The following is a 23,573-nucleotide window of genomic DNA, read 5'->3' as shown; positions in this document are numbered from 1 at the left end:
TTCACCCTTCCCGTTCCGTCTGTGACATGAGAGGAATACGCACCTCAATTTGCGTCCCCTTCCCGATTGCCGAGTAAATCTCCATGGAGCCTCCGACCTCTGCTACGCGCTCTTGCATACTGCGCAAACCGTAAGACGTCAATTTTTCCCCATCCGGATCAAAACCAACACCGTCATCCGATACCCGCAGGCGAACCTGCTCTTGCAGTGTAAACAGCTTCACTGTAATCTGACTAGCTCTGGCATGCCGCAATGTATTGGACAAGGACTCCTGCAAAATGCGGAACAAATGATCCTCGATTCCACTCGACAAGCCTTCGACGTCTTCGATCTCCCAAGTCAGCTGCATGGTATTTTTACGCGTCAGCTCATCTAAAAGTTCCAGGATGGCTTCCTTCAATGACTTGTTTTGTAACGTAGCCGGACGAAGATGCAAGAGCAATGCCCTCATCTCTGCTTGTGCAGCCGCTGCCATCTCTTCGACCAATTCAATCTGTTGTGCTGCACGCTGAGGATTTTTTTCTACAAGCCGCTTCATCGCCGCAGTCGTCATCGCGATGGCGAACAGCTGCTGGCTGACGGCGTCATGCAGTTCTCGCGCCAATCTCTGTCGCTCCTCTGTTACCGCAGCATGCTTCAATTGTTCTGCTAGAGCCGCATTGTGGTTCGACAGCCGCTGCAAGGATGCCACTTGCTCTTCCCATTGCGAAGCCAAGCGATTGATCTGCCATCCTAATTCGCCGACTTCATCGACGCCCAATTCGGGAACCCGATACGACAGCATCCCGCGCCCAAGCTTCATGGCAGCTTCCCACAACACATTGAGTCGCTTTTTCAACAAATTGCCGATGATATAGGAAATGATCAATGCCACTAACACACCTGCGGGCAAAGAGACAACAAAAGCAGCAAGCTGAATCAAGCCCTCTGGATCGGCAGGCAGATTGATGCCTATATATTCTTCAAGCCACCACACGAAGTTACGGTCGCCGATCATTTCGTTGTACCACCGATGAATCCCGGGGTGATCTTTCCATAAAAAGTATAGCCAAAAGAAACAAATAAACGCGGCAGTAACTGCACTGACGGCCAGTAACATGCCATAGCGCACGTATTGCCACTGAATACTTGCCAATCGCTGTCGACGCATCCGCCAGTACCTCCTAGATGTACTTGACTTTTATATCGCCGACAAGCAGCGAGATATGCAAGTTTACTTTTTGCAATGCTTCATCATACTGATCAGAACGAATCTTAACACTACGATTGATACCTCCCTGACGGTGGCTTAGCACCTCCAGGTCACCGATACTCAATCCTGCCGTTACCGATATGGGAAGATCGACAGGCACATAAATCGTCACATCTCCTACCCAGCCTTCTACGACAAGAACTGCTTCATCCCGCATCAACACTGCCCGGGAAAGATCAATCACAACATCCCCGATTCCATGCCAGACATGCAAGTGATTCAGTTCAAAACGCCCTGAGGTCAGGTGATAGTCTCCAATCAGAGAACTGCGGGAATCTTTTGGCAACATGTCGTCAGGTGATGAAGACATTCCTTCGTGATGAGGAATTTTGCCACCTACATGCTTCCATTTGTTCCAGCTATCTTGCCAAGGACGTTCCTCTCTTGAAACCTTCACGTCACTTGCGTCACTCGGAACACTCGCATCACTTGTCAAAATCGTCTCAGCAGCAGATGGAGTCCCCCTATCGCCCAATGGTTGATTCACATGTTGATCTCGTCGGCTGTTCTTGCCTCGAATCAACTGAAACCCGAAATAAATAAACACGATTGGCACTGCCACCTGGAACAAATCATCAATCCCGACGCCAAACCACATATCCATCGAGATGATAGCCCCCAGAGAAAATAAAATTCCTCCGCCAATCCGATTTTTCTGCCCCCACAAACGAAGGCCGAAATAAATAAGCACCATCGGCCACAGATCAAACAGACCGAACGAAATGATACCCAAACTGTCTAATAAAAGGCCGATTCCCGTAAAAATAATCAGGATACCAGCCAACATTTTGTGCAAACGGGACAGTTTCACAAAAGTCTCCTCTCTCACGCCCCATGCCGATCGTTTTCACTTTGACCATTACGACATGTATAGATGAATGCAGGCGGAATGTTCAGCAGGGTAAAGTCTGTCTCGACCCGGAGAAAACGTTCCTGCAACTCAGCTTGGAGTTGTAGCGAATATTGGAATGTAATAAATAGGCCCCCTGGCTTCAGTACAGATTGAACTTCGTCCAGAATTGCTGCCCGCAGCTCTTGAGGAAAATTGGCGAATGGCAGGCCTGAGATGATGGCATCTGCCCCTACAAGGTTCTGCTCCTCCAAGTAAGACCTAAGTTTAGTCGCTTCCTCCCTGATAGGAAGATCGGGAAAACGTGATTGAAGCATAGAGCGAAATTGGGAATCTCGTTCCACAAGCACGTACTGTGTGCCGGGACGCAAACGCTGATATATCGCTTGGGTAAATGCCCCTGTACCAGGTCCCAGCTCCAAGATCACATCGGTCGAAGCCCAATCGACGCTTTTCAACATTTGCTCACATAAAAAACGAGAGCTGGGGATGATACTACCGACGCGTCCAGGCTCAGCGATAAACCGTCGCAAAAAGACCAAGAAGTCCTGCAAGAATCGTACCTCCTAGGGGAAAAGCAGCCTGATGTGCACAGGCTGCCGAATTGACACAATCTATTCTACACCTAGTCCCCCAGTTTCTGTCGAATTAGGATTGTACTGGTTTGGCTACTGGTGTTTTTGCTTCTTTAATGGATGCTTTGATGCTGGCAAGTTCTGCATCGAGATCATCCTTTTCCAGATCAGACAAAGCGTTCTCCCAAGCGCGGTTCGTTTGGCGCCATTGTCCACTCATTTGCGCTTCTGCTTCCATACGCATAACTTTTTCTTCCATGCGGGTAAAGCCACGGCCTGCGGACTGATTGCCAATACCGACAACTGCTTGATTGACTTGCTTTTGTGTACGAGCTACTTGTGCACGTGCCATCAGTGTGAACTTTTTCGCACGCATTTTATAGAACTCTTCCTTCAGCTCAGCCAGCTTCTCGCGCATTTGCGTAGCTGCTTCGGATGCCGACAGGTAGAGAGTTTCATATTCTGCTGCACGGCCTTCGTACTGCTTCTTGTCAGCGAGTGCTCGACGAGCCAATTCGTCTTCACCCTCAGTCAATGCGAGCTTGACTTGACGATCGCGTTTTTCGATCAGAGCATTAGCTTCATCCAATTGCTGGCGGAATTTCTTTTCCAGTGCAACCTGACGGGCAACCGCTACTTCAACTTGTCCGATTTCTACTTCCATGTCACGCATATATTGATTCAGCATCACTACCGGATCTTCCATGGAATCCAATGCATCATTCACCGAAGCTACTGTCAGGTCACGCAAGCGTTTAAAGATACTCATTATTTTTTCCTCCTCATCATATCACATCATATTGTTCATCCAAAAGACTCTTGCGACATAGGCGTTATTGTGGGCGTCTTCTTACATCTCTCTCCCAAGCGTCCAGCGTATCTTCCTTTAATACTTTTTGTGCCCATTCACGCTCCCAAGTAGGTGGCGCTTGTTTGGGTTCTTGACTGGGACGCAATAAGCGATATCCCAGATAAATCACCCCAATGGCCAGAAGCGCGTGAAACAGTAGGTCAAGCTTGCCAATCAACATCAGGAACCCGAATAGGAAGACTAGGATTCCCCAAAAGCGTGAACCGGTTTGTCCCATGATCTTTTTGGCACCGTATATCATGATCACGCCGGGAATGATGAACCCGAGCAAATCTCCGATATCGATACCCACCAGATCCAGAAGAACCAACCCACCGACTAGCAGCAGAACCAGCCCGAGTAGAACTTTACCAGACCGTTCGCTCATTACTCGCTTACCTCCATTCGTTTTCCATGTGGTGCTTGTGGAACGTTATGCCCTTATTGTAGCCCTCGGTATAGGCTTCCCATAACGGGCGTGCGGTTGGTTTTTCCCTCCGTCCTTGGACGGAGACAATTTCCTGCCCTAATCGGACGAGCTGTCCCGCAAAGCAGCACAAGCTCGCGTCGAAAGGAAACTTGCACTGTCGAACGAAAACGTTACAGCATTTGACGGCATTTATGTGACGAATATGTGAACGAACAGATGAAAAAGAAGGAAAAAAAGGACTGCCGTAGAATCTTCGTAAGAGTGCGTGTAAAAAAACATCGAAAAATAGCCGAATTCCGCTTGGCGGAAACGGGGGAACCACGTTTTTGGGGTGAATGGTTGCTACTCCTAGCAGCCTAGGGCGTCCTTTCGACCGAACCCTTCAGCTAACCTCGTAGGCTCACGAAGGGAGCAGTTTCTTTTGCGCAAGGTGGTTTTATCTTTATTTATGGCTGGATTGCTTGCTATGGGGGCAGGCGCTGCACAGGCTGCTGAGAGTAAAGATACTCTTGGTGAGGTAGTCAGCGACTTGTACGGTACCCCTTACAAATCCTCCGGCACGTCCAAAAAGGGCTTTGACTGCTCCGGTTTCACGCGCTACGTATTTGATGCGTTAGGTGTAGACCTGCCTCACAATTCTGCTTCCCAGTACGAATTAGGTACAGAGGTAGCCAGAAAAGATTTGCAGCCAGGCGATCTCGTGTTCTTCAATACGAACGGTCGCAGCATTTCTCACGTGGGTATCTACATTGGAGACGGCACATTCGTGCACTCGGAATCTGGTCGTGGAGTCGTCAACACCAAGTTGAGCGATCCATACTACTGGAGCAAGCGTTATGTAGGCGCCAAGCGTCTCAGCGTTCCTGTTCTAGCGAAAGCAGAAATTCCGAAAAAAGAAAAAGCGGTGCAAGCTGCATCGTTGCCGGAAAAACCAGCTAAAAAATAGTCGTTCGGCAAAATAATAAAAGCCAGGGACACAACGTCTCTGGCTTTTTCTGACGAAATTTAGTACCTGGTCTAAAGAGGTACCCTCACATATTAGAACAACTTAATAACTTACGGGGTTTCTTCCCCTGATCTGGTCAAACCATGTTATGATAGACAAGACCCATTCTTTGAATGGTATTCCTTATTAATAGAAGTAACTGGGGGTTGTTCCGGTGAAAGATCACATTTTAATTGTCGATGACAATCTGGAGATTATTGAACTGCTAGAAGACATTTTGGAGAACGAGGGCTTCACCGTTTCCTCCGCGGAGAGCGGAGAAGATGCACTCTCGCTGCTCAGTCAAGGAGAGCGACCCAATCTGATCCTTTTGGATATTATGATGCCCAACATGAGTGGCTACGAGCTCTGTTCGCAGATTCGCCGTGAGTGGGATTTGCCTATATTGTTTCTCAGTGCAAAAGGAAAAGCGGTAGATAAGGTAGTCGGCTTCGAAATCGGCGCAGACGACTACATCACGAAGCCTTTTGATACAGAAGAGCTGCTCGCTCGCATTCGTGCCCACCTGCGTCGCTATGAGCGTATTCGCAAACATACCGAAGAGCAGCCTGAGAAGGAAACAGCCTCTTCTCCGATTACCGTTTTGAAATTCAAGGACCTGGAAATTCATAAAGAAACGTATTCCGTTTATGTATGCAATCAAAAGATCGAGCTCTCTACGAAAGAATTTCAACTGCTCACATTCCTCGCAGAAAATGCGGGTATCGTCTTTACAAGAGAGCAAATCTATGACCGTGTATGGGGATATGGTTATGGCTCGCTCAATACAGTGACCGTCCATATCAAAAACCTCCGTGAAAAGTTGGAAACAGAGCGTCAGTTCATTAAAACACAATGGGGGACAGGCTACGTATTTATCGGGGAGAAGCTTTAAATGAGCTTACGTAATAAAATTTTTCTCTCCTTCATTGCCTTGATCACACTCAACATCTTGTTGTTCAAATTTGTTTTTCAAGACATTATTGTCGGTCAACTCAAAAATGACCGTCATAATCAGTATCAGGCTGAGAAGGAAGCCGCAGAGAAGGTCATGCTCAATCAACTGCTTCTCGTCAGTAATTTCAAGGACCCGGTCGAACGCTTGGAGCTTGATAAGCAGTTGCCAGACGACGTGATGTACCGCATGCTCGTGAAGGATGCCAATGGAAACACGATCTACAGTAAAACATCACGCGCCTATAATTTGAAAATGCCTTCTTCCTCCCCATCAAATCGTGGCGAATCTGCCAAGCAAAATGATCTCAAAGTGGTAGCTGAGTATCATTTTCAGCAGGAGCCACCGCGTACAGGGGAGATCGTTGTTTATTTCTATACAGATGATTACGACATGATGGCTACCACAGGGGTTTCCATGATGCTTTGGTTTATTTACGGAAGCATTAGTCTGGTGGGATTGGTTCTTCTCGCTTTGTTCGTTCGCTGGATATTGCGGCCCGTGAACGAATTATCGCGCGTCACCCAAGAAATCCAGGAAGGGAAACGGCTGGTGACATTTACGTATCGCTCGCATGATGAGTTTGGACAACTTTTTCGATATTTTGGGGATATGGTTGATGAGCTTCGATTAGCGGAAGAAAGACAGGCCGAAATGATTGCTTCGATCGCCCACGACTTCCGCACACCTCTCACCACAATCAAGGGATATGCGTCCTATATCGGCTCCGGTCGTGTGACGGATATGACCAAAATACAGAAGCAGATGAGTAAAATCGAGGTAAAAACGACTGACTTGGAAAAGCTTCTGGATGAGCTACAGGACTTCACCACCCAAAGCTCCGAAGTCCGTCTCAATATTAACCGCATTCATGTCAAAAGCTTCTTGAGAGGAATCATTGAGGACTATTTGCCAAGAATCAAAGAGGCTGGCCTCACTTTTCAATGGAAGCTGCGTATCTCCAATGAGCTACACATCGAAGCGGATGAGACCAAGCTGCGCCGAGTCATGGAAAACTTGTTGAACAACGCCATTCACTACAACAAACCGGATGGCTCCATTTATCTTACATGTGATCAGCGAGAAGGACATGTCCTTTTTACTGTGATCGACAAAGGAGAAGGAATCTCCTCTGAAGACTTGCCGAAGATTTTTACCAAGTTTTATAGGGCGGAAAAATCACGAAATCGCAACAGTGGCGGTACAGGGTTAGGTTTGACGATTTGCAAAAGTATCGTCCGTCTTCACGGCGGAGATCTGATGGTAAATAGTGAATTGGGAATGGGAAGCAGCTTCTCCTTCACCATCCCCTTCTTCCACGGGTAGCTTGAAAAAGCTACCCTTTTTTATATAGATTTATTCTCAGTTAATTATTTCTTTATATTTTACGAGTAAAATAATTTTTGTAAGCATGTTGCTTTCAGTGATAAATAACCCCCAGTTCGGTATCTGACACAATCGGCGAAACCGTATTGATAAGATGCCTCTTTTTTTGTCCCCTTTTTCCATTTTTTTCTATCTCTTTTCCAGTCGCATCGGCAATCCGTTCTTGGGACGCAAGGTGACCAATGGCTCAGGCTCCACTGCCTGATTCGGTTCAGCCATTCGTAGTCGATATCGTTGCGCGATCGTCGCCAATAACAAAGCTGCCTCCATCAAAGCAAAGTTGTTCCCGATACAAACACGCGGCCCACCTCCAAACGGGAAATAAGCATAAGCTGGATTTCTTTTTAAGAGGTCGCTGTCAAAACGCTCTGGAATGAATTGCTCAGGCTGCTCATAATAGCATGGGTTACGGTGCATGACATATTGGCTCATCATCAGTGTTTCACCAGGCTTGTACGTGTGACCGCCGATCTCAACCTCTTCTACCACTTCCCGATTAATCGTCCAGGCTGCCGGATAGAGCCTCAGCGTTTCCTGTACAATGAGATTCGTATACTTCAGCTGGGAAAGGTCCTCGACTGTCGGCAGCTTTTCACACAGCACTGTTGATAGCTCGTCATGCAGCTTTTTCTCTACCTCGGGATAAGTAGCCAGTAAATAAAAAATCCAAGACATGGTATTCGCAGTCGTCTCATGCCCAGCTACAAAAATGGTCATGACCTCGTCGCGCACCTGCTCGTCTGTCATTCCTTGCCCATCATCTTCATCACGCGCAGCCAATAGCATCTCCAGCAAGTCCTTGTGCTCTTCTCCTTCACTATTACGACGAGCCTCGATCAAGGAGTAGATTGTTTTATCCAGCAGCTCACTCGACTCTAGGAACTCCCGATTGCTCTTGGTAGGTACGGATAAAGGAATGTCGATAAAAGAGGAGCTTTTGTTCGCCACGTATTTCAACCCGACATCGATGGCATGTCCAATTTGATCGGCACCTTCCTTGACGGTTTTGCCGAACATGGTCTCCGTAATGATCGCAAGGGTTACTTTCATCATGTCCGAGTGAATATCACGCAGCTCCCCGGTTTTCCAATCCGACATGAGATCAACTGCTTGCCGAACCATCACCTCTCCGTAGCTGGCGATACGTTCTCGATGAAAAGCTGGCTGCATAAGCCTCCGTTGTCGCAGATGCTTTTTTCCCTCACTGGTGAGAATTCCATCCCCTACGACAGGTCGCGCAGACTGTAGTGCTTTCCCTTTACGAAAATGCGCTTGCTTGCTGACCAAAACCTCTTTGATGTGATCCGGATTCGTTAACAGGTAAACATGACGGGAAGGACCAAAGCGAAAATGGACGACTTCCCCATGCTCCTCTACTGCCTCGCGGATGAACTGAAGCGGCGATCGGCGAAATGCCATCAAGTTCCCTGAGATCGGAAGGCCTTTTGGGCCGGTGAGCGTGATATTCATGCGTCTCCTCCTTTTTACATGCAAAATCCTACTGATAGTATCCGGCACGATAAGGAGATTATGCGAAAAAAAGCCACCCGAACTTCGGATGGCTTACGAGAACATTTTGATTATCGTGTAACAGGTTGATCTGCGCGCAACAGACGAGAAGCAATCAGTCGCTCGCGTACCTTGATGCCAATCAGAGACGCCAGAACTGCTTTGATAACCCCTACGACGAGGAAAGGCGTTACACCAAAAGCGACAGCTTTATCCCATGGAATGTCCATGACGTATTTGAGCTGTACCATACCAAAAGCGAGTGTGACAAACATGCCAATGATATTGGCAATGATAGCATTTTTCAAGTTGAATCTTGTTTTCTCCAAGTAAAGTCCGGTCACATAAGCGGTTGCAATAAACCCGAATATGTACCCGCCGGATTTGCCGACCAATATTTGCAATCCGCCTTTTGCCTCGCTGAATACAGGCAATCCGACTGCACCGAGCAAAACGTAAATAACCAAAGCCAGTGTTCCGTATCGCCTTCCTAAAATGGTCGCTGTCAGCCCTACTGCTAACGTCTGCGCGGTAATCGGAATCAACGGCAAGGGAATAGTCACCTGCGACAATACCGCTGTCATTGCAGCAAAGATGGCAGAGAGCAATAGCCATCTCAAGCGTTCGTTTCTCATGCGTATTAGCCTCCGTTTTGTTAACTAAAAATATTATAAGGTTAACAAAATAATAATACGCATCTGCCCTTTTGTAAATCCCCGTTCTATCCGCTTACCTTTTCGCTTGTTGATTCATGTATAGTTGCAGCTTTTGAAGTGACTGAACCGTATGATCGATTAATTCGTTCAAGTCATCGATATTACCTTCATCAATTTTCCGATGAAAGTCCAGCGTCACCTGATTGGTTATTTCCTTCGGTGGCCAATCGATTCGATGCTCCACAAGCGTTGCCGATACCTTCTGTGTAATATACGGACGCTGCCCCCATATGTCATTGAGAATCGCTGTGATTTCTCTCGCTTCTGCGGGCACATCTCTGTAATTTTCCATCTGCAAGTAAAAATGGATGCAAATCGTACATCCGATATGATCTGTCAACGGCTGTTCTAGCTGCTCAGCTGCAATATCAGCTAACTGGGTACGAAGCTGCATCACAGCACGGGTAGCTGCAGTATGATCATGTTGATCAGCTAGCTTGAACTCGATCTGAAATAGTCGATGGAATGTAGCCATATCCATGACATCCGAACGGCTCGTAATCGTGATTGCCCCTTCGAAGTCTCGGTCGTATACCGCACCTTCCAGCACAACCCTGATATTGTCAAAAACAAGCGGATGAAACATCTCGCGCCCTCCTTTTCCCACGTAATCGGGCCCTTTCTATTTACAGTATATAGCATGCCTGCTTTCTCCTTGTTTTGCAAGCAGACTGACTTCCCCATGGCGGCGCCTTCAGGAGAGTGGTACCATGAGAGTGATCCAACCTTTGAGGTGACAGCCATGTTTTTAATCGGAATTCTAATCGTTGTTGCAATCCTTGGTGAAATTATTCATCGTTTGAATCCATGGAAAAAGCCAGAACCGGCCTATGAGGATCTCGTCGCCCAAATCAAACAGGCAGACTGGTACCAGGAGTTGTCTCTGGATCAGGCGTGTCGTTACGTTCTGGACAACGATCCGCATGTCCAAGCCTACTATGCGAGTACGTATGAAGCCAAACGTCTCCTTACACAGGAGGGCTTTCAATTGGGGCTGATTGATTACGTCAAGCAGGAAGCTGCAAAGCACGCCGATAAACTGCGCTGACATGCGAAATAGAAAAGGCTTCCAGTGATTACACTCGAAGCCTTTTCTATTAAGTGATTCATGAAACACTACAAATGCCGAGCGATGATCCGAACTAGCCTTGCAGGAAACTCATGTAAATTAGTAATATCCAAAAATCTTTCCTTCCCATAGATTTCACTAATCACATCCTTGTCTTGACCTATTGCGGCTGCAAGAAATGTAATTCCTTTCCGCTCATACTCCTGTATGGTCTGCTGTATATCTTTCACAGCATAACTTCCCGTATAATCGTCCATTGCCTTAGGCTGTCCGTCACTTATGCTAATCAACAGTTTTGTCTTTTGGGGGGAGACGGCTAACCGTTCTGCCATTATTCTAAGAGCCATTCCATCTCGATTATTACTTCTGGCATGCATCCTCATGAACCTGAACCGATCATTGGTATCCGCTTTATCAAAGTCGGCATATGCAAAGATCGACATTTGCTCCAACTTGGATACATCCGCAGTATCCCCGTAGATCAATATCGGAATCTGACAAAGTTGACAATATTCATACACCGCGATTACTGCTCGTTTTGCTGCTTCTAATCTCCCATAAGCTGACATCGATGCGGATTCATCCAACCTTAGACCAACCACAAGAGACGGAGATTCAGTTGGAGGACGTTTCTTGGCAAAATATCTGTAATCCCTGTAAGCAACGCTGTCAGCTTGAAATTTGCTGCCATAGTAACGATTCTTCGCAAACTCAGAAGACACCTCATGTTCCAAGTACGGAAGTGTCTTTCTGGCAATCTCTTGTACGATGGGCATGAGCCCCTTGCTTAGACGGACATATTCCTGTTGATTTTCCTGATCGTAGTCTGGGCGATGAACAATGAGCTTTACTTTTTTATGAATAGAATGGGAAATAACCTCTCTGGCATCTTGATTCAGCTTTTTACGGAAAACACGTTCCTTTTGTTTTGCTTCCTCTGACAACGATTCCGGATTTGCCTGATGATATTTGGGAGAACCATTTCCCCCTAAACCTGAACTGTCCATATGGGTAGAATCATCAGAGACATGGGAAGAGCTATTGTCACTATCGGCAGATTTTTTCAATGCGATTCCCTTTTCCTCTAGACGATTGTCTTTGTCAAAACCAGTGTCGTCTATATCTCCCCATGTCCTGATCTCTATGGCATCGTCAGATTTTCGTTTTTTTTTCCTTCAATCTGGGCTTCTTCCAAGCTGGCAAACAAACCATGATTGTTAAGTGCTTCTTCCAAAAGTTTTATTTCCTCCGAATCGGTTGTTATCTTGTAGATGACCTTATGATATAGAGATTCTTTTGCGGAAGCTCCTGTGGCAATCGCATCTACCCAGTAGAAAAATGAACGCATTCCAGCCACGCCCTTGATCGCATTGGCCCGGGCTGTTTTGTCTAAAATGATAATCATATCTGCTAGTATTCCTAGCACCTTTTCATTCTGAAAACCTGTTTTGGCCATGACACGTTCGATCATGACTTCTTTCGTCGGCAGGTCCATCTTTTCCGTATGTTGAACCCTGTCGCGCAGCGCTTCGTTTAATGGTCTGGTTCCTGCATAACTGCGGTTTGTCGTGATAACCGCTATGAAGTCTGGATGCCTGCGAATGATTTCTGTGGGGAGATTGATGCTACCATCCAGCTCCAAAGCAGAGTTTAATGCCATTAACACAGCAGCATCACGAATGACATTTGGTTCTTGGATTTCCAGGAGATAACCCTTTTGATAGGCTCTGACGATCTCCGAAGGGTAAAATCGGTACTCCACCGCTTCACCATCGTTGTTTTCCGCTGCAAGCCTCAGTAATTGCTTCATCTTTAAAGCTGCCTGTTCCTGTGTAATCCCCAGCGCGTGCGTCAAAATTTCCGTTATACTTTGAAACCCTTCACTTTCATATAATGCTTTCCATGCGATTTGCTCCGCAGGCTCCATTTTTTCCAAACGTTCAGAAGAAATCACCGGCAAAATAGCACCAATAATATCCGATTTATCCATATCAGCAAAACAAGTCACTTTCGTATACGGAAGTCCGAAATTAGCCGATAATGCTTTTGCTAGTTGTGTTTTACCCGACCCGGCATCACCTTCCAACAAAATATTGGCGATTTTCATTTCCCCGCGATTCCAGTTGCGCTTGATTTCCTCACTAATGCGGCGTTCTTCTTCACTGACCTTATGAGTGAATGGCTTTTTCCAGATGAGCACTTTTTCTGCATCTGTCAGCTGTCTTTCCGGTGACAAAGCATAAGTTTCGTTTTCAAGCATGACCTTTCTCCTCCACATCTTTGCGTTTCTTCTCAACCACAAGAGGGAGCAGTAGTGACGCACCGATCATAATCAAAACACCACTCACTACATATACCGCAGCCAAGGAGAACGTATCTTTCAGATAGCCGGAAATGAACATACCGACCACCATCATTCCCATAAATACAGGTGTGATCGTTCCTGATACTCGACCAATAAATGCCCCTTCTGTATTGCGTACAAGCAGGGTCTGAATACCACCTTGAATAAAAGGGAAAAAGAAACCGCTGATCACCAATAGAACAATCATCAACCAAATCATGGTTGCAGCGCCAATTGCAATCGTGCATACGGCAGAGAAAAGCAAACCAACCATGAGTAACAGCTGCGGCTTCACCTTTTTGGCTATTCCCATGATGACCGCTCCGCCTATCAACATAGCTGCCCCATTGGTCATGACCAACCATTGCAGAAATTGTTTATCCAGTCCCAAATTCTCAATGACAAGAAAGATCTGAAGCGGCTGTGTCAGCCCTGACGCCAGTCCAACAGCTGAGAAAGTCAAACAGAGTGTTCGTAATGCTTGATTAGAACCGATATAGCGCAGTCCGGCCTTCAATTCCTCTATAAACCCATTGGTATCGCCAGACTTCGGCTCCACTGTGTCACGGGGAAGCGTCGATAAAATAAGGGAAGACCCTAAGAACAGAACACCCGTCAGAATGAGAGAGGCAAAAATCCCAAACTGCAAGAAAATAAATGTGCCGACGACCGGACCCAAAACCATAAAGACAGCGACAAGCGTTTGGGACATGGCCATCACGCCCTGCAGTTGTTCAACCGGCACATGCTGCTTATACAGCTTCATAGCCGAGGGCTGAGAAAACTGAGACAGGCTGGCGGAAATAAACGTTCCGATGAGAAGAGCCATCCACCCACCATTCATGAGTACCAGTAGTACAGCTCCTACGGACAAAGCAGACAGTAGATCACTCCAGACCATTGTCCGCTTCGGCAGCCATCGGTCGGCAAAGGTCCCGCCAATCAGACCGAATAGAAAGATCGGAGCGAATTCCGCAACTGAAATCAGTGATACATAGACAGGATTATTATTTGTCCATTCGCTCACAAAGAGAAGAACAGCAAAATTTCGGATCCATATCCCCAAATGCAGCAGCACTCTGGAGAGGATAATTGTGCGTACATAACGATTCGCAAACATTTCAATACCCCATATCCTTTAATATTTTTGACAATGTACGTAGGCGTTCGCCAATCATCTCATCATCGTTACTCAGCGTTTGGCTGAACAGCTTCATATCTTCATGAAGTTTTTCATTGTCCGTACATATCGCAACAGTCATAGCATCGCCTTGCAAGGCAACCCGGTCGATAACGGGTTTTTGCGGATCATAATAATGCTCATATCTGTATGCTTCGCGAAAATGTGTCAAAGACCGGCAAATCAAAATGGACATATCAAGAACACGATGGAGAGGCAGTTCCTCCGATTGACTTGACCAGTCTTCTCCCGTGTATCTCCATACCTTGGCAGAAATATTTACTTTTCCTCTGTCGTTCCCCTGAGTCAACCCCAGAGAAAGCCCTTTGACATCTGTGTTCCTAGCGAATCGACCGTCAACCCGATCATAGTTTTCCGACACAACAACAGGCTTATGTTTTAAGGTAGTAGGTATTTTCATTTTCTTTCCCTCTTTCCATTTCTGAAATTACTGCATAGTTTATCTTGGATTCCATCGTTACGCAATAATTTTTTAGATAAAACAACAAACAAATTAACTTTTTGTTGGTTATAACGCAAACTAAATGTAATGTTGTTTGTTTTTAAGGTTTCGCCCAAGCTCTTGATCAATTGAACAATTAAAACGCAAAAAAAAGGTATACCTGCCATGGCTCATGCCATGTGGTACACCTGTTTTATCCACTATTCATGTTTGGCTTACCGTTTTTGATGATAGTACTTGTAAGCGTCAAAGGATGCTTGCTCTTGGCAAGGTACGCATTCTGTTGCATATGATTCCGCTTGTTCGTGGATCATCTGACCGCAAGCAGCACAGCATTTTGCTTCGAGATTGCGAAAGAAAGTAGTGATCGGCGTCATGATTAAAACCCCCCGTGTGTTGTTATCTGTATTGTATTACAACAGCATCTGTTTTATAAAAGTTTGTTATAATACATTACGCCGATTTATCTTTCTCTCTCGCTCATTCTCTCCTAATTGCTCTTTTTTTCGCTGTATTCATACATTTTTGCAAATTCCACATCTGTTGTAACACAATGGCCTAAATCAGCAGATTGAACAAATACGGATCATGCGTAATCTCTACATAGCGGATACCGTGCTGCTTCATCCGACTGACTAATGGCTGATAGTCATCCTTGCATTTCATTTCAATACCAACCAGCGCTGGTCCATTTTCTTTGTTGTTCTTTTTCGTATACTCAAAGCGTGTGATATCATCGTGTGGCCCCAATACTTTTTCCATGAACTCACGCAAGGCTCCGGCACGCTGTGGGAAATTGATGACAAAATAGTGCTTCAAGCCCTCATGCAGCAGGGAACGTTCCTTGATCTCTTGCATCCGGTCAATGTCGTTGTTTCCACCGCTGATGACACACACTACGTTTTTCCCGGCGATTTGATCCCGGTAGTAATCGAGAGCAGCAATCGACAAGGCACCTGCTGGTTCTACGACGATGGCATTGCTGTTATACAACTCCAAAATGGTTGTACACACCTTGCCTTCTGGCACCAGCACGATGTCATCCAGTAACTCCTGGCAAATACTCATCGTTAGCTGCCCCACTTGCTTGACGGCTGCTCCATCGACGAACTTGTCAATTTCATCTAAGGTAATGACGTCTTTTTGTTCCAAAGCGGCTTGCATCGAAGCTGCTCCTGCCGGCTCCACACCAATGATCTGTGTGTGCGGGCTGATGCCTTTTACGTACGTTCCCACACCCGCTGCCAATCCGCCTCCGCCGATACTCATAAAGACGAAATCAGCTGGTTCTTCCATGTCATTCATAATTTCCAAACCGACTGTTCCTTGTCCGGCTACCACCAATGGATCGTCAAAGGGATGGACAAAGGTCCGATCTTCTTGGATGCAATACTTCATCGCCTCTGCGAATGAATCATCGAAGGTGTCACCGATCAATACAACTTCTACATAGGAGCCGCCAAACAGCTTGACCTGCGATATTTTTTGACGTGGGGTGGTCGCTGGCATAAAGATCGTGCCCTTAATTTGCAAATGGTTACATGAGTAGGCTACACCCTGTGCATGATTGCCCGCACTCGCACAGACAACACCACGCTCCCGCTCCATTGTGGAAAGATTCCGCATAAAATGATAAGCACCGCGGATCTTGAAGGAACGAACGACTTGTAAGTCTTCTCTTTTCAAATACACGTTGCAGCCGTAGCGCTCTGACAGTACTTTGTTTTTTTGCAATGGCGTCTTTTCCACCACGTCTTTTAATGCGTGATTGGCTACTACGATATCTTCCACTCTGACCGTATGCATATATGTTCCTCCTAAGTAACTTCTCTATTGTTGTCGTGCAGGCCAAATAAAAAAGCCCCCGCCCAACCAGCTACGCACAATTGGCGCACGGCTGGCTGAGGCAAGGGCATCGCGGTACCACTCAGCTTCTCTGTCTTCCTCACGAAAAACAGACTTAGGAAGTTCACTATGAAACTCCCGTCCGATAACGAGGACGAATTCGTTGTCCTATACTCACTAGCCAGACAAGCTGATTTTCCAGGACAATGCTCCAAGGTGATTTTCAAAACAGGCTGGCGGCCATTCTTTCAGCACGGGGAATGGCTCTCTGCACGCTGCTTACTGTTTCTACTCTTCCTTTTCAACGCTCATACATACGAACTATTCGAATTAGTTAAACATTCTACGCCGAAACCCACAAGTTGTCAATCTTCTTGTTATTTGGCCAGCTAGCTCACGTCAAAAGACCTTCGGATAACATGCTCCGAAGGCCTTTGGGCTTAACCGATAGTGCGGACCATACTTTGTCCAAATTCCTTGGCACCATCTGGACCATCACTGGTAATGACATCATCGTGTGCAACCACATGTTGCTCCACATACTCGACGTTGTTGGCAGCCAGTTCATTTTTCATCACATCAACAGGGTAGCAGGTCCCTTTTCGTTCTGAGAGCAGACCTGTTTTCGCAACCACAACTGACCCCGCACAAATGCCTGCGACAAGAATTTTTTGATCATGTGCATCTTTCAGATACGCCTGAAGCTCCTCATTCTCCCACAAGTGCGTGATGGTTCCAGACCCGCCGATTACAGCCACGACATCGTAATCGGTAGCGGCAACATCAGTGAAGATGACTTCAGCCTGTGCCTTCCCTGCATTGTCACCTGTAATTTCACCCGTTTTCGTGCTAGCTACTGTCACTTGGACTCCTGCTTGCTCCAATTCTGCTTTCGGATGGTTCAATTCATCCTCATTAAAACGATCTGGCGGAATGATCAGCAATGCTTTTTTACTCATTGGGGAACGCCCTCCTTATTTGTTATCCTAGACGATTTCAAGAACTGTTTTCATTCTAACTCGGACGGAATGGTTCGTTAAGAATGCACTTTTTCGTACGTTAGTTACCAAAAAGGTACTGGCACACGACAAAAAAACGGGTTCCCTTTCGAGCCATTGCACTCAAAACGGTACCCGTTTTTCTATTTGCTACATCCTATACTGCTTCGTAAATCGCTTCGTAACGCTTGCCGATTTCTTCGTCTGTCAAACCAGCTTCACGCAGACGGCCAATCAGTGCATTTGCCCAAATCTCAGTGCGCTGCGCCATTTTTGCGTATTTTTTCGCTTCCTTCACTTTGCGCTTGGAGCGATCTTCACCGTTTGACTTGAGGTTGTCGAGGATGAACAGCATATGCATGGTATCTTCCTCGTTCAACGTCTCCCAGCTATCGTTTAGAAACGCAGTTACCTTTTTGTAGTAGCCATCAAACTCGTCAAAAGAAATCTCAGTATCCATGTTGAGATATTCTTTCATTTTTTCAAATAGATCTTGCATCTAGCGTCACAACTCCCTCATTATTCTCCGCACTATTTAATACGAGTTCAAAAAGTCGTCTTTTCAGCACCGAGAAAGTGGCGAGAACCTGAAGAAGGAGGAGCGGAGTGTAGGGGAACCTACATGAGCACCGGACTTCGAAGGTGAACGCCTCTTTCGATGTCGCATTAGCCCTCAGAACTACTTCGTGATCAAAAGACGACTTTTTGAACAACCTCTATTATAACAAAAACAAAGCTGGACAGGAAGTTGCCATTATCTGTGAGACTATTAGAGGCACCCGAGAAGTTCCCACATGCATGCAACGTCTTTCGTAATGCACTATAATAGGGAGATACTGAATTGTTTTGAGGAGAACGGAACCAGATGACAACGCACAAAAAAGAACAAGACGCCAGCATCCGTGTTGGCCAACAAATGACGCTCACGATCAAGAGCTTGGGCATTAATGGCGAAGGGATCGGCTATTTTAAAAGAAAAATCGTTTTCGTAGAGGGTGCCCTCCCTGGCGAGGTCGTCCATGCAGAGGTGACCGAGGCAAGAGAAAAATACGCGACCGCGCGTCTTTTACGAGTTGTTGAAAAATCAGCATCTCGCACGAAGCCTCCCTGTCCGGTCTATGCGGAGTGTGGCGGATGCAGCTTGCAGCACATGGATTATGCCGCGCAGCTCGCGAGCAAGCAAGAAATCGTCATAGAGTCACTGCGCAAGTATGCTCGACTGAATCAGCCACCAGTTGCCCCTACGATTGGTATGGATAATCCGTGGTCTTATCGAAATAAAGCACAGTTTCAGGTGGGAAAAGAAAAAGGCAAGCTCATCGCTGGACTGTATCAAACAGGCAGCCACAAGCTCGTTAACTTGGAAGGCTGTCAGGTGCAGCATGAAGCGACAACGAAAATCGTCCAAACAGCCAAGCAAATCATCGAGGAGCTCGGAATTCCTGTATACGACGAGAAAAAACGGACGGGCGTCATCCGCACGGTCGTAGCGCGTGTCGCTTTTGCTACAGGTGAAACGCAATTAACACTTGTAACGGCTACCCCAGAAATCCCACGGGTGAAAGAGCTAATTTTGGAGCTCCGTACGAGACTACCTGAGCTGGTAGGAATCGCGCAAAATGTAAACACGCAAAAAACATCTCTTGTTTTTGGTGACAAGACAGTATCGTTGTGGGGCAAGGCTTCCATCGCTGAAAAACTGGGTGAGTTGTCCTTCGACTTGTCGGCTCGCGCCTTCTTCCAATTGAATCCCGAGCAGACGCAAAAGCTGTACAATCAGGTGAAAACGGCTGCTGGACTGACCGGAAAAGAGCTCGTGCTCGATTTGTATTGTGGTACAGGAACGATTGGCTTGTGGCTCGCTCCTTATGCCCGCGAGGTTCGTGGAATCGAGCTGATTCCTGAGGCTGTCGAGGATGCCAATCGCAATGCAGAGCGTAACCAAGCATCGAATGCCAGCTTTCATGTGGGTCGTGCCGAGGTGTTAATGCCGAAATGGGCCAAACAAGGGACTCGACCGGATGTTGTCGTAGTCGATCCGCCGCGGACTGGGCTGGATGATGCGCTAATTCGCTCCTTGTTGGATGTGCAGCCGAAGAAGATTGTGTATGTGTCTTGTAATCCTTCTACGCTGGCAAAGGATGTTGGGAAGCTGATGCAGCGGTATGAGCTTGTGAGTGTGCAGCCCGTGGATATGTTCCCGCATACGGCGCATGTGGAGTGTACAGTGTTACTAAAATTAAGAGAGACAAAGGATTAAATGTCTCTCTTATGCCCAAAAGATAAAGGTGGGCTATTTGCTTTTTGAAGACATGGAGGAGTTGTTCTTCCATGTCTTTTTTGTTTCAAGCAGGGATTCAATTTCTTTCTTTGAGTAAGCCTACCTTGTTCCTCCTGAATATGCTCATTCTCTACGCTGAATTGTGTAATGTCGATTACCTTTTCATTGTACAGTTTACGCAGCTTTCCATCTAAAAAGGCAGCCCAGAAGATGCAGTCCAAGCTGAAGGAAGTAACAGCACCGCATGCATTACTCTACTGGGTCGCCTAAAGACATGGTCGTACGGTTTGATGAGAGAGGACTGGAAAACCAGTGACCCCTCTACACGGGATATTCTACTAATATTTTTATGGCTGTAACGTTCCCCTCTAAAGTGAATAAATCTTAAGTAAACACTCAATAGCAAGGTTAGTATATCTTTTTGGGTTATTGTCCGTATAAGATTTTATCACTTTAAAAAAGGCGAGGGGAATTACATGGATATGAACAGTTCCGTAAATAATTTTCAGGAACGGTTAGTGAAAAGTCTAAACGAGCCAATTCGATTACCATTAAACGACTTGCTAAAAACAAAACATTCAGATGAACTTGAAGAAATTAAAAAAATGGTTGAAAACCATACAAATGAACTCAATGAAATAAAAAATACTTTGAAAAAGCTGAATGGCTTAGTGCAAAAAATAAAAAAACAAAAAAAGTAAACAGATTCATACTGGTTAGAGTAGATACTAACACATTTTTATCATTACTCTACATTTGCCGTCTCCAAACTTTTCCTATTTGCATTTCCTATTATGAATTTAAAAGTGGAGGTGAAGATAAAATGCCTTGTATTCTTAAAGGTTTAACTCTACCGGTTTGTTTAACCCTTACCTACAATTTAAGCTCTCGCTTGCTTGTAGATTCTTCCATTGATTGTGTAGAAACGGGAAAAGAGTGTCAGCTAGAAGCTGAATTAGATTCTTTTAATAAAAATCTAATTATTAAAATACCAATAACTCTTGAAGGTGAAGTTTCATTTGCCGACAATACACAATCAGGTTGCGTTACAACGGGTGTTCATTTAACTGGAACTTAATACTTTACCAATGTATTGCAGTAAAGTTTTTTTGGGTATGAGGGAGAAAGCGAAGCGGGCAAATGCTATTCCCATTATTGTTTCACTGAATACTCCGTATCTGAATCAATAGGAAAGCACCCAAGCGTATATGCTTTGGTGCTTTCCTATCAAACCAACAAGTTATGAGGGAAAGTAGCCCTTTTTAAATATTTCGTACCATTGATTCAATTCCTCGCCTTCTAATACCCCCAATCTCTCCAAGATGTGTCTTGAAAACTCCAACGCACCGCTTCCATTCGCGGTGATGAGATTCTCGTCACGGACAGACTGACCATCTACATAATGCTGATCTCCTCTGTAATTCGGAGCTCCTTCCTTCAAATAAGGTAACGTATTGCCTGTATGTTTATGATTGTCCAAATATCCGTGATTCCCCAAAAAAGTGGTGGCATCGCAGATGGCTGCGACAGGAATTTCCTTGCTAACACAATAGTCGACCATTACTTTTGCTTGCTGATTCTTTTCTTCTCTCCATCCCGTTCCGCCAGGTATGATCAACATGGCGATATCGGAATTCGGATTGAATTCTTTTACGCTATAATCTGGAAGGACTCTCATTCCCCCCATCGAAACTTTCGGTTCCTGATCAATAGCGATTGTCTTTACACGATATCCTGTTCCTGGCTTGTTTAGCTCCGAACTGACGTAACTGGCCTCCCAATCAGCAAAACCATCCGTTATAAAAATGAACACTTCCTTCAAAGTAATTCCCTCCTTGTATTGTTTTGTACAAATGAATTGTAAAACAACTTCACTGACAGTTATGGTCAGGAAAGAAAACAGAATTACATGAACAACTTGAAGCGATCAAGATGAAAACAAAAAACGTAAAACCATCACGACAATAATGCCTACGAGTACAGTTGCCAATAAACTACGTGTCTTTATCGCAATGAAAAAGGTTGGTATGGCTGCTAAAAGTTCAACGTTATTTATAGAAAAAGAAATCTTTGCACCATGTTTAAATATCTCTTGAGCTACTAGAGCAGCCATAACAGATATGGGGACATAGCTTAACCATCGTGCTGCCCACTCTGGTAATTGAAAACGACTAAGTACCATAAGAGGAAGGACTCTAGGGATGAATGTAACAATAGCTGTTCCTACAATCATCAAAAAAACATCCCATCTTACTTCCATTTTTCCATCACCATCCCTATCGTTGAAGCAAAAATTGTAGCAACAATAACTCCCATACTGCCAGACAACATTGAACTGGTTCCCACAGCAATAACAACTGCGATTATAGCAACAACCACATCACGTGCGATTTTCCTTCGACTTAACATCGAAAGTACCAGAAGTCCAATAAACATCGCTGTCAAAGCAAAATCCAAACCTAATTTTTCAGGACTTGAAATCCATTGTCCCAAGAATGCTCCGGCTATATTGGCTACGCACCAGTTTAGATAAGCTGTTATATTTAGACCGTGCATCCATTTTTCACTAATGTATTTCTTTTTTGCAGCTTCATTGATAGCAACACCAAACGACTCATCGGTAAGTAGAGACCCTACTAGCATGTTCCTAAGCGGAGAAAGATGCCGAAAATATGGTGCTAGGGCTGCACTAAGTAAAAGATGCCGAAGATTAACAAAGAAAATCGTAATAATAATGGTGGTAATCGAACTACTTGCTACCATCATTCCGGCAGCGATAAATTGGGCTGAGCCAGCATAAAGAATTAAACACATCAGGGCTATTTCAGCTATACTAAGACCCGCTGTCCTTTCTATAACACCAGCAGCAAATCCAATACTTAAATACCCCAGCAACGTAGGGACACAATCCTTTATACCTTGGCAAAAAGTATCCTTATCTCTTGAATCTGCTACGATTTCGATTTGGTCATTCGCTAGACCCATTTTATCCCTCCTTAATCTCATTTATTTTCAGGGAGTTATTATCATAACTACTATGAAAAAGTGAAAGAAAATACGGTTCAAATTACTTGAACCGTTTTCCTGTAACCACTTGGAACAGGTCAGGATGATTAATCCAGACAGCTTCGGCTTTCTCGGGGCCAATTTCCTTAACTAATTGTGCAAACATAATGTCGTGCCTGATGTACTCCATTGCTACTAATACAAGTGCTGGGTCTTGTGTTTTTATAGCCCATGCAGCGGTATTTGGAGCGAAATTTGCTATTAATACTTCTTCATTGTCCCGGGAGACAATGGTTAAACGACCACTCATACGTTCCTCTGCTACTTTAGGAGACATGTAATCATGGTGAGTGGTTACACCTAACTCGGTATCGGGTGCTCCAAACAAAATGGAAAATACAGGGATACCTTCTTTTACCCGCTTATCTACATCCTGTTTTATATAAGAAACCTGTGGTTGCCAAATCGATAACCATAATTCTTCTCTGGCTTTGTTTATCATGTCAACCATTTCTGTGATAACCAGTTCATCACTACTAATGCGTCGAACCACGTCTACTTGCTGTTCACTTTCTAATGCAGATAGATTTTTTTCGAGATAATCAAATGATTGCGCGAAGGAATTACGCAATCGAGTGATTAATTCTTTAGCTGGCAAAGGAGAGTAGGTCAGAGGTTCAGAAGGTACCGTATAAACTGCTCCTTTATCTAATAATTTCCCTAATACTTCATAAATCATGGAACGAGGTACACCAGATCTTTTACTAATCTCATAGCCAGTTATAGGAGACTGCTTTAAAAGCCCGATATATGCTTTGCATTCATATTGTGAAAATCCTAATTTCTGAAGTTCTTTATAAATTTCATCCAAAGAAAACC

28 protein-coding genes, 1 riboswitch and 1 other annotated feature are annotated in these 23,573 nt (G+C 45.3%); of the genes, 8 read left to right on the top strand and 20 right to left on the bottom strand.

Annotated elements, in window-relative coordinates; translation table 11 throughout:
• Nucleotide 1: 1 nt before the first annotated feature.
• The 5 genes from C7R93_RS08145 to C7R93_RS08125 form a co-directional block, all read right to left on the bottom strand.
• Nucleotides 2-1,150, bottom strand: a complete 1,149-nt coding sequence (locus C7R93_RS08145; RefSeq protein ID WP_106838352.1) for a HAMP domain-containing sensor histidine kinase — start codon at nucleotides 1,148-1,150, stop codon at nucleotides 2-4.
• Nucleotides 1,151-1,163: 13 nt separating this feature from the next.
• On the bottom strand, nucleotides 1,164-2,063 hold the full coding sequence (gene liaF / locus C7R93_RS08140; protein ID WP_106838351.1) for a cell wall-active antibiotics response protein LiaF: 900 nt from the start codon (nucleotides 2,061-2,063) through the stop codon (nucleotides 1,164-1,166).
• A gap of 14 nt (nucleotides 2,064-2,077) precedes the next feature.
• Complete coding sequence (locus C7R93_RS08135; RefSeq protein WP_106838350.1) at nucleotides 2,078-2,656, bottom strand: class I SAM-dependent methyltransferase; 579 nt, start codon at nucleotides 2,654-2,656, stop codon at nucleotides 2,078-2,080.
• Between the two features lie 94 nt (nucleotides 2,657-2,750).
• Complete coding sequence (locus tag C7R93_RS08130; protein WP_106838349.1) at nucleotides 2,751-3,446, bottom strand: PspA/IM30 family protein; 696 nt, start codon at nucleotides 3,444-3,446, stop codon at nucleotides 2,751-2,753.
• A gap of 64 nt (nucleotides 3,447-3,510) precedes the next feature.
• Nucleotides 3,511-3,915 carry a LiaF transmembrane domain-containing protein gene (locus C7R93_RS08125; protein ID WP_106838348.1) on the bottom strand — a complete coding sequence of 135 codons (405 nt, stop codon included), beginning with the start codon at nucleotides 3,913-3,915 and terminating at the stop codon, nucleotides 3,511-3,513.
• 319 nt (nucleotides 3,916-4,234) lie between these two features.
• A riboswitch (cyclic di-AMP (ydaO/yuaA leader) is annotated at nucleotides 4,235-4,374 on the top strand.
• 4 nt (nucleotides 4,375-4,378) lie between these two features.
• Between C7R93_RS08125 and C7R93_RS08120 the strand changes: the two genes are divergently transcribed.
• From C7R93_RS08120 to C7R93_RS08110, 3 genes are all read left to right on the top strand, one after another.
• Entirely contained in the window at nucleotides 4,379-4,903 is a 525-nt protein-coding gene (locus C7R93_RS08120; protein ID WP_106838347.1) for a C40 family peptidase, read from the top strand.
• Between the two features lie 214 nt (nucleotides 4,904-5,117).
• Nucleotides 5,118-5,837 (top strand): response regulator transcription factor, encoded by a 720-nt coding sequence (locus tag C7R93_RS08115; RefSeq protein ID WP_007721564.1) that lies wholly within the window; start codon nucleotides 5,118-5,120, stop codon nucleotides 5,835-5,837.
• Nucleotides 5,838-7,223: a sensor histidine kinase gene (locus C7R93_RS08110; protein WP_106838346.1), complete on the top strand. Its 1,386-nt coding sequence runs from the start codon at nucleotides 5,838-5,840 to the stop codon at nucleotides 7,221-7,223.
• A gap of 189 nt (nucleotides 7,224-7,412) precedes the next feature.
• Here C7R93_RS08110 and C7R93_RS08105 read toward each other — a convergent pair whose 3' ends face one another.
• The 3 genes from C7R93_RS08105 to C7R93_RS08095 form a co-directional block, all read right to left on the bottom strand.
• Nucleotides 7,413-8,753, bottom strand: coding sequence for a cytochrome P450 (locus C7R93_RS08105; protein WP_106838345.1), 1,341 nt, complete (start codon nucleotides 8,751-8,753; stop codon nucleotides 7,413-7,415).
• 110 nt (nucleotides 8,754-8,863) lie between these two features.
• On the bottom strand, nucleotides 8,864-9,427 hold the full coding sequence (locus C7R93_RS08100) for a biotin transporter BioY (RefSeq protein ID WP_106838344.1): 564 nt from the start codon (nucleotides 9,425-9,427) through the stop codon (nucleotides 8,864-8,866).
• A gap of 94 nt (nucleotides 9,428-9,521) precedes the next feature.
• Nucleotides 9,522-10,094, bottom strand: a complete 573-nt coding sequence (locus C7R93_RS08095) for a hypothetical protein (protein ID WP_106838343.1) — start codon at nucleotides 10,092-10,094, stop codon at nucleotides 9,522-9,524.
• A 96-nt stretch (nucleotides 10,095-10,190) separates the two neighbouring features.
• Here C7R93_RS08095 and C7R93_RS08090 point away from each other — a divergent pair, with 96 nt between their 5' ends.
• On the top strand, nucleotides 10,191-10,556 hold the full coding sequence (locus tag C7R93_RS08090; protein ID WP_244191474.1) for a hypothetical protein: 366 nt from the start codon (nucleotides 10,191-10,193) through the stop codon (nucleotides 10,554-10,556).
• Between the two features lie 68 nt (nucleotides 10,557-10,624).
• Here the strand turns inward: C7R93_RS08090 and C7R93_RS08085 are convergent, their stop codons facing one another.
• From C7R93_RS08085 to C7R93_RS08050, 8 genes are all read right to left on the bottom strand, one after another.
• Nucleotides 10,625-11,644, bottom strand: coding sequence for a vWA domain-containing protein (locus C7R93_RS08085; RefSeq protein ID WP_106838341.1), 1,020 nt, complete (start codon nucleotides 11,642-11,644; stop codon nucleotides 10,625-10,627).
• A 74-nt stretch (nucleotides 11,645-11,718) separates the two neighbouring features.
• The gene (locus C7R93_RS08080; RefSeq protein WP_106838340.1) at nucleotides 11,719-12,837 is read right to left on the bottom strand and encodes an AAA family ATPase; all 1,119 of its coding nucleotides are present in this window, start codon (nucleotides 12,835-12,837) and stop codon (nucleotides 11,719-11,721) included.
• A complete protein-coding gene (locus C7R93_RS08075) occupies nucleotides 12,830-14,041 on the bottom strand; it encodes an MFS transporter (protein WP_106838339.1) in 1,212 nt (403 codons plus the stop codon). The genes C7R93_RS08080 and C7R93_RS08075 overlap by 8 nt, the downstream gene beginning before the upstream one ends.
• Before the next feature lies 1 nt (nucleotide 14,042).
• Nucleotides 14,043-14,522 (bottom strand): DUF6530 family protein, encoded by a 480-nt coding sequence (locus C7R93_RS08070; protein WP_106838338.1) that lies wholly within the window; start codon nucleotides 14,520-14,522, stop codon nucleotides 14,043-14,045.
• Between the two features lie 257 nt (nucleotides 14,523-14,779).
• Nucleotides 14,780-14,941, bottom strand: coding sequence for a protein YhfH (gene yhfH, locus C7R93_RS08065; RefSeq protein ID WP_082195876.1), 162 nt, complete (start codon nucleotides 14,939-14,941; stop codon nucleotides 14,780-14,782).
• Nucleotides 14,942-15,122: 181 nt separating this feature from the next.
• A complete protein-coding gene (gene ilvA, locus C7R93_RS08060) occupies nucleotides 15,123-16,370 on the bottom strand; it encodes a threonine ammonia-lyase IlvA (protein WP_106838337.1) in 1,248 nt (415 codons plus the stop codon).
• 93 nt (nucleotides 16,371-16,463) lie between these two features.
• Nucleotides 16,464-16,723 (bottom strand) — a binding site (T-box leader).
• Nucleotides 16,724-16,849: 126 nt separating this feature from the next.
• Complete coding sequence (locus C7R93_RS08055) at nucleotides 16,850-17,368, bottom strand: DJ-1/PfpI family protein (RefSeq protein WP_106838336.1); 519 nt, start codon at nucleotides 17,366-17,368, stop codon at nucleotides 16,850-16,852.
• Between the two features lie 196 nt (nucleotides 17,369-17,564).
• A complete protein-coding gene (locus C7R93_RS08050; protein ID WP_007721585.1) occupies nucleotides 17,565-17,906 on the bottom strand; it encodes a hypothetical protein in 342 nt (113 codons plus the stop codon).
• 366 nt (nucleotides 17,907-18,272) lie between these two features.
• Here C7R93_RS08050 and rlmD point away from each other — a divergent pair, with 366 nt between their 5' ends.
• The 4 genes from rlmD (at nucleotide 18,273) to C7R93_RS08035 (ending at nucleotide 20,766) form a co-directional block, all read left to right on the top strand.
• On the top strand, nucleotides 18,273-19,667 hold the full coding sequence (gene rlmD, locus C7R93_RS08045) for a 23S rRNA (uracil(1939)-C(5))-methyltransferase RlmD (protein WP_106838335.1): 1,395 nt from the start codon (nucleotides 18,273-18,275) through the stop codon (nucleotides 19,665-19,667).
• Between the two features lie 71 nt (nucleotides 19,668-19,738).
• Nucleotides 19,739-19,882, top strand: a complete 144-nt coding sequence (locus C7R93_RS30015) for a hypothetical protein (RefSeq protein WP_158264012.1) — start codon at nucleotides 19,739-19,741, stop codon at nucleotides 19,880-19,882.
• 282 nt (nucleotides 19,883-20,164) lie between these two features.
• Nucleotides 20,165-20,389 (top strand): hypothetical protein, encoded by a 225-nt coding sequence (locus C7R93_RS08040; RefSeq protein WP_106838334.1) that lies wholly within the window; start codon nucleotides 20,165-20,167, stop codon nucleotides 20,387-20,389.
• Nucleotides 20,390-20,511: 122 nt separating this feature from the next.
• The gene (locus C7R93_RS08035) at nucleotides 20,512-20,766 is read left to right on the top strand and encodes a hypothetical protein (protein WP_106838333.1); all 255 of its coding nucleotides are present in this window, start codon (nucleotides 20,512-20,514) and stop codon (nucleotides 20,764-20,766) included.
• 162 nt (nucleotides 20,767-20,928) lie between these two features.
• Here the strand turns inward: C7R93_RS08035 and C7R93_RS08030 are convergent, their stop codons facing one another.
• The 4 genes from C7R93_RS08030 to C7R93_RS08015 all read right to left on the bottom strand — a co-directional run bounded on the left by C7R93_RS08030 (nucleotide 20,929) and on the right by C7R93_RS08015 (nucleotide 23,565).
• Complete coding sequence (locus C7R93_RS08030; RefSeq protein WP_106838332.1) at nucleotides 20,929-21,510, bottom strand: type 1 glutamine amidotransferase family protein; 582 nt, start codon at nucleotides 21,508-21,510, stop codon at nucleotides 20,929-20,931.
• 105 nt (nucleotides 21,511-21,615) lie between these two features.
• Nucleotides 21,616-21,948: an AzlD domain-containing protein gene (locus tag C7R93_RS08025; RefSeq protein WP_106838331.1), complete on the bottom strand. Its 333-nt coding sequence runs from the start codon at nucleotides 21,946-21,948 to the stop codon at nucleotides 21,616-21,618.
• Nucleotides 21,939-22,673, bottom strand: a complete 735-nt coding sequence (locus tag C7R93_RS08020) for an AzlC family ABC transporter permease (RefSeq protein WP_106838330.1) — start codon at nucleotides 22,671-22,673, stop codon at nucleotides 21,939-21,941. The genes C7R93_RS08025 and C7R93_RS08020 overlap by 10 nt, the downstream gene beginning before the upstream one ends.
• An 82-nt stretch (nucleotides 22,674-22,755) precedes the next feature.
• The gene (locus C7R93_RS08015) at nucleotides 22,756-23,565 is read right to left on the bottom strand and encodes a TrmB family transcriptional regulator (RefSeq protein WP_106838329.1); all 810 of its coding nucleotides are present in this window, start codon (nucleotides 23,563-23,565) and stop codon (nucleotides 22,756-22,758) included.
• Nucleotides 23,566-23,573 lie beyond the last annotated feature (8 nt).

The organism is Brevibacillus fortis, from assembly GCF_003013395.1.
Taxonomy (GTDB): domain Bacteria; phylum Bacillota; class Bacilli; order Brevibacillales; family Brevibacillaceae; genus Brevibacillus; species Brevibacillus fortis.
Note: the sequence above shows the minus strand (reverse complement) of the source record. Positions and strands in the feature narration are given on the sequence as shown.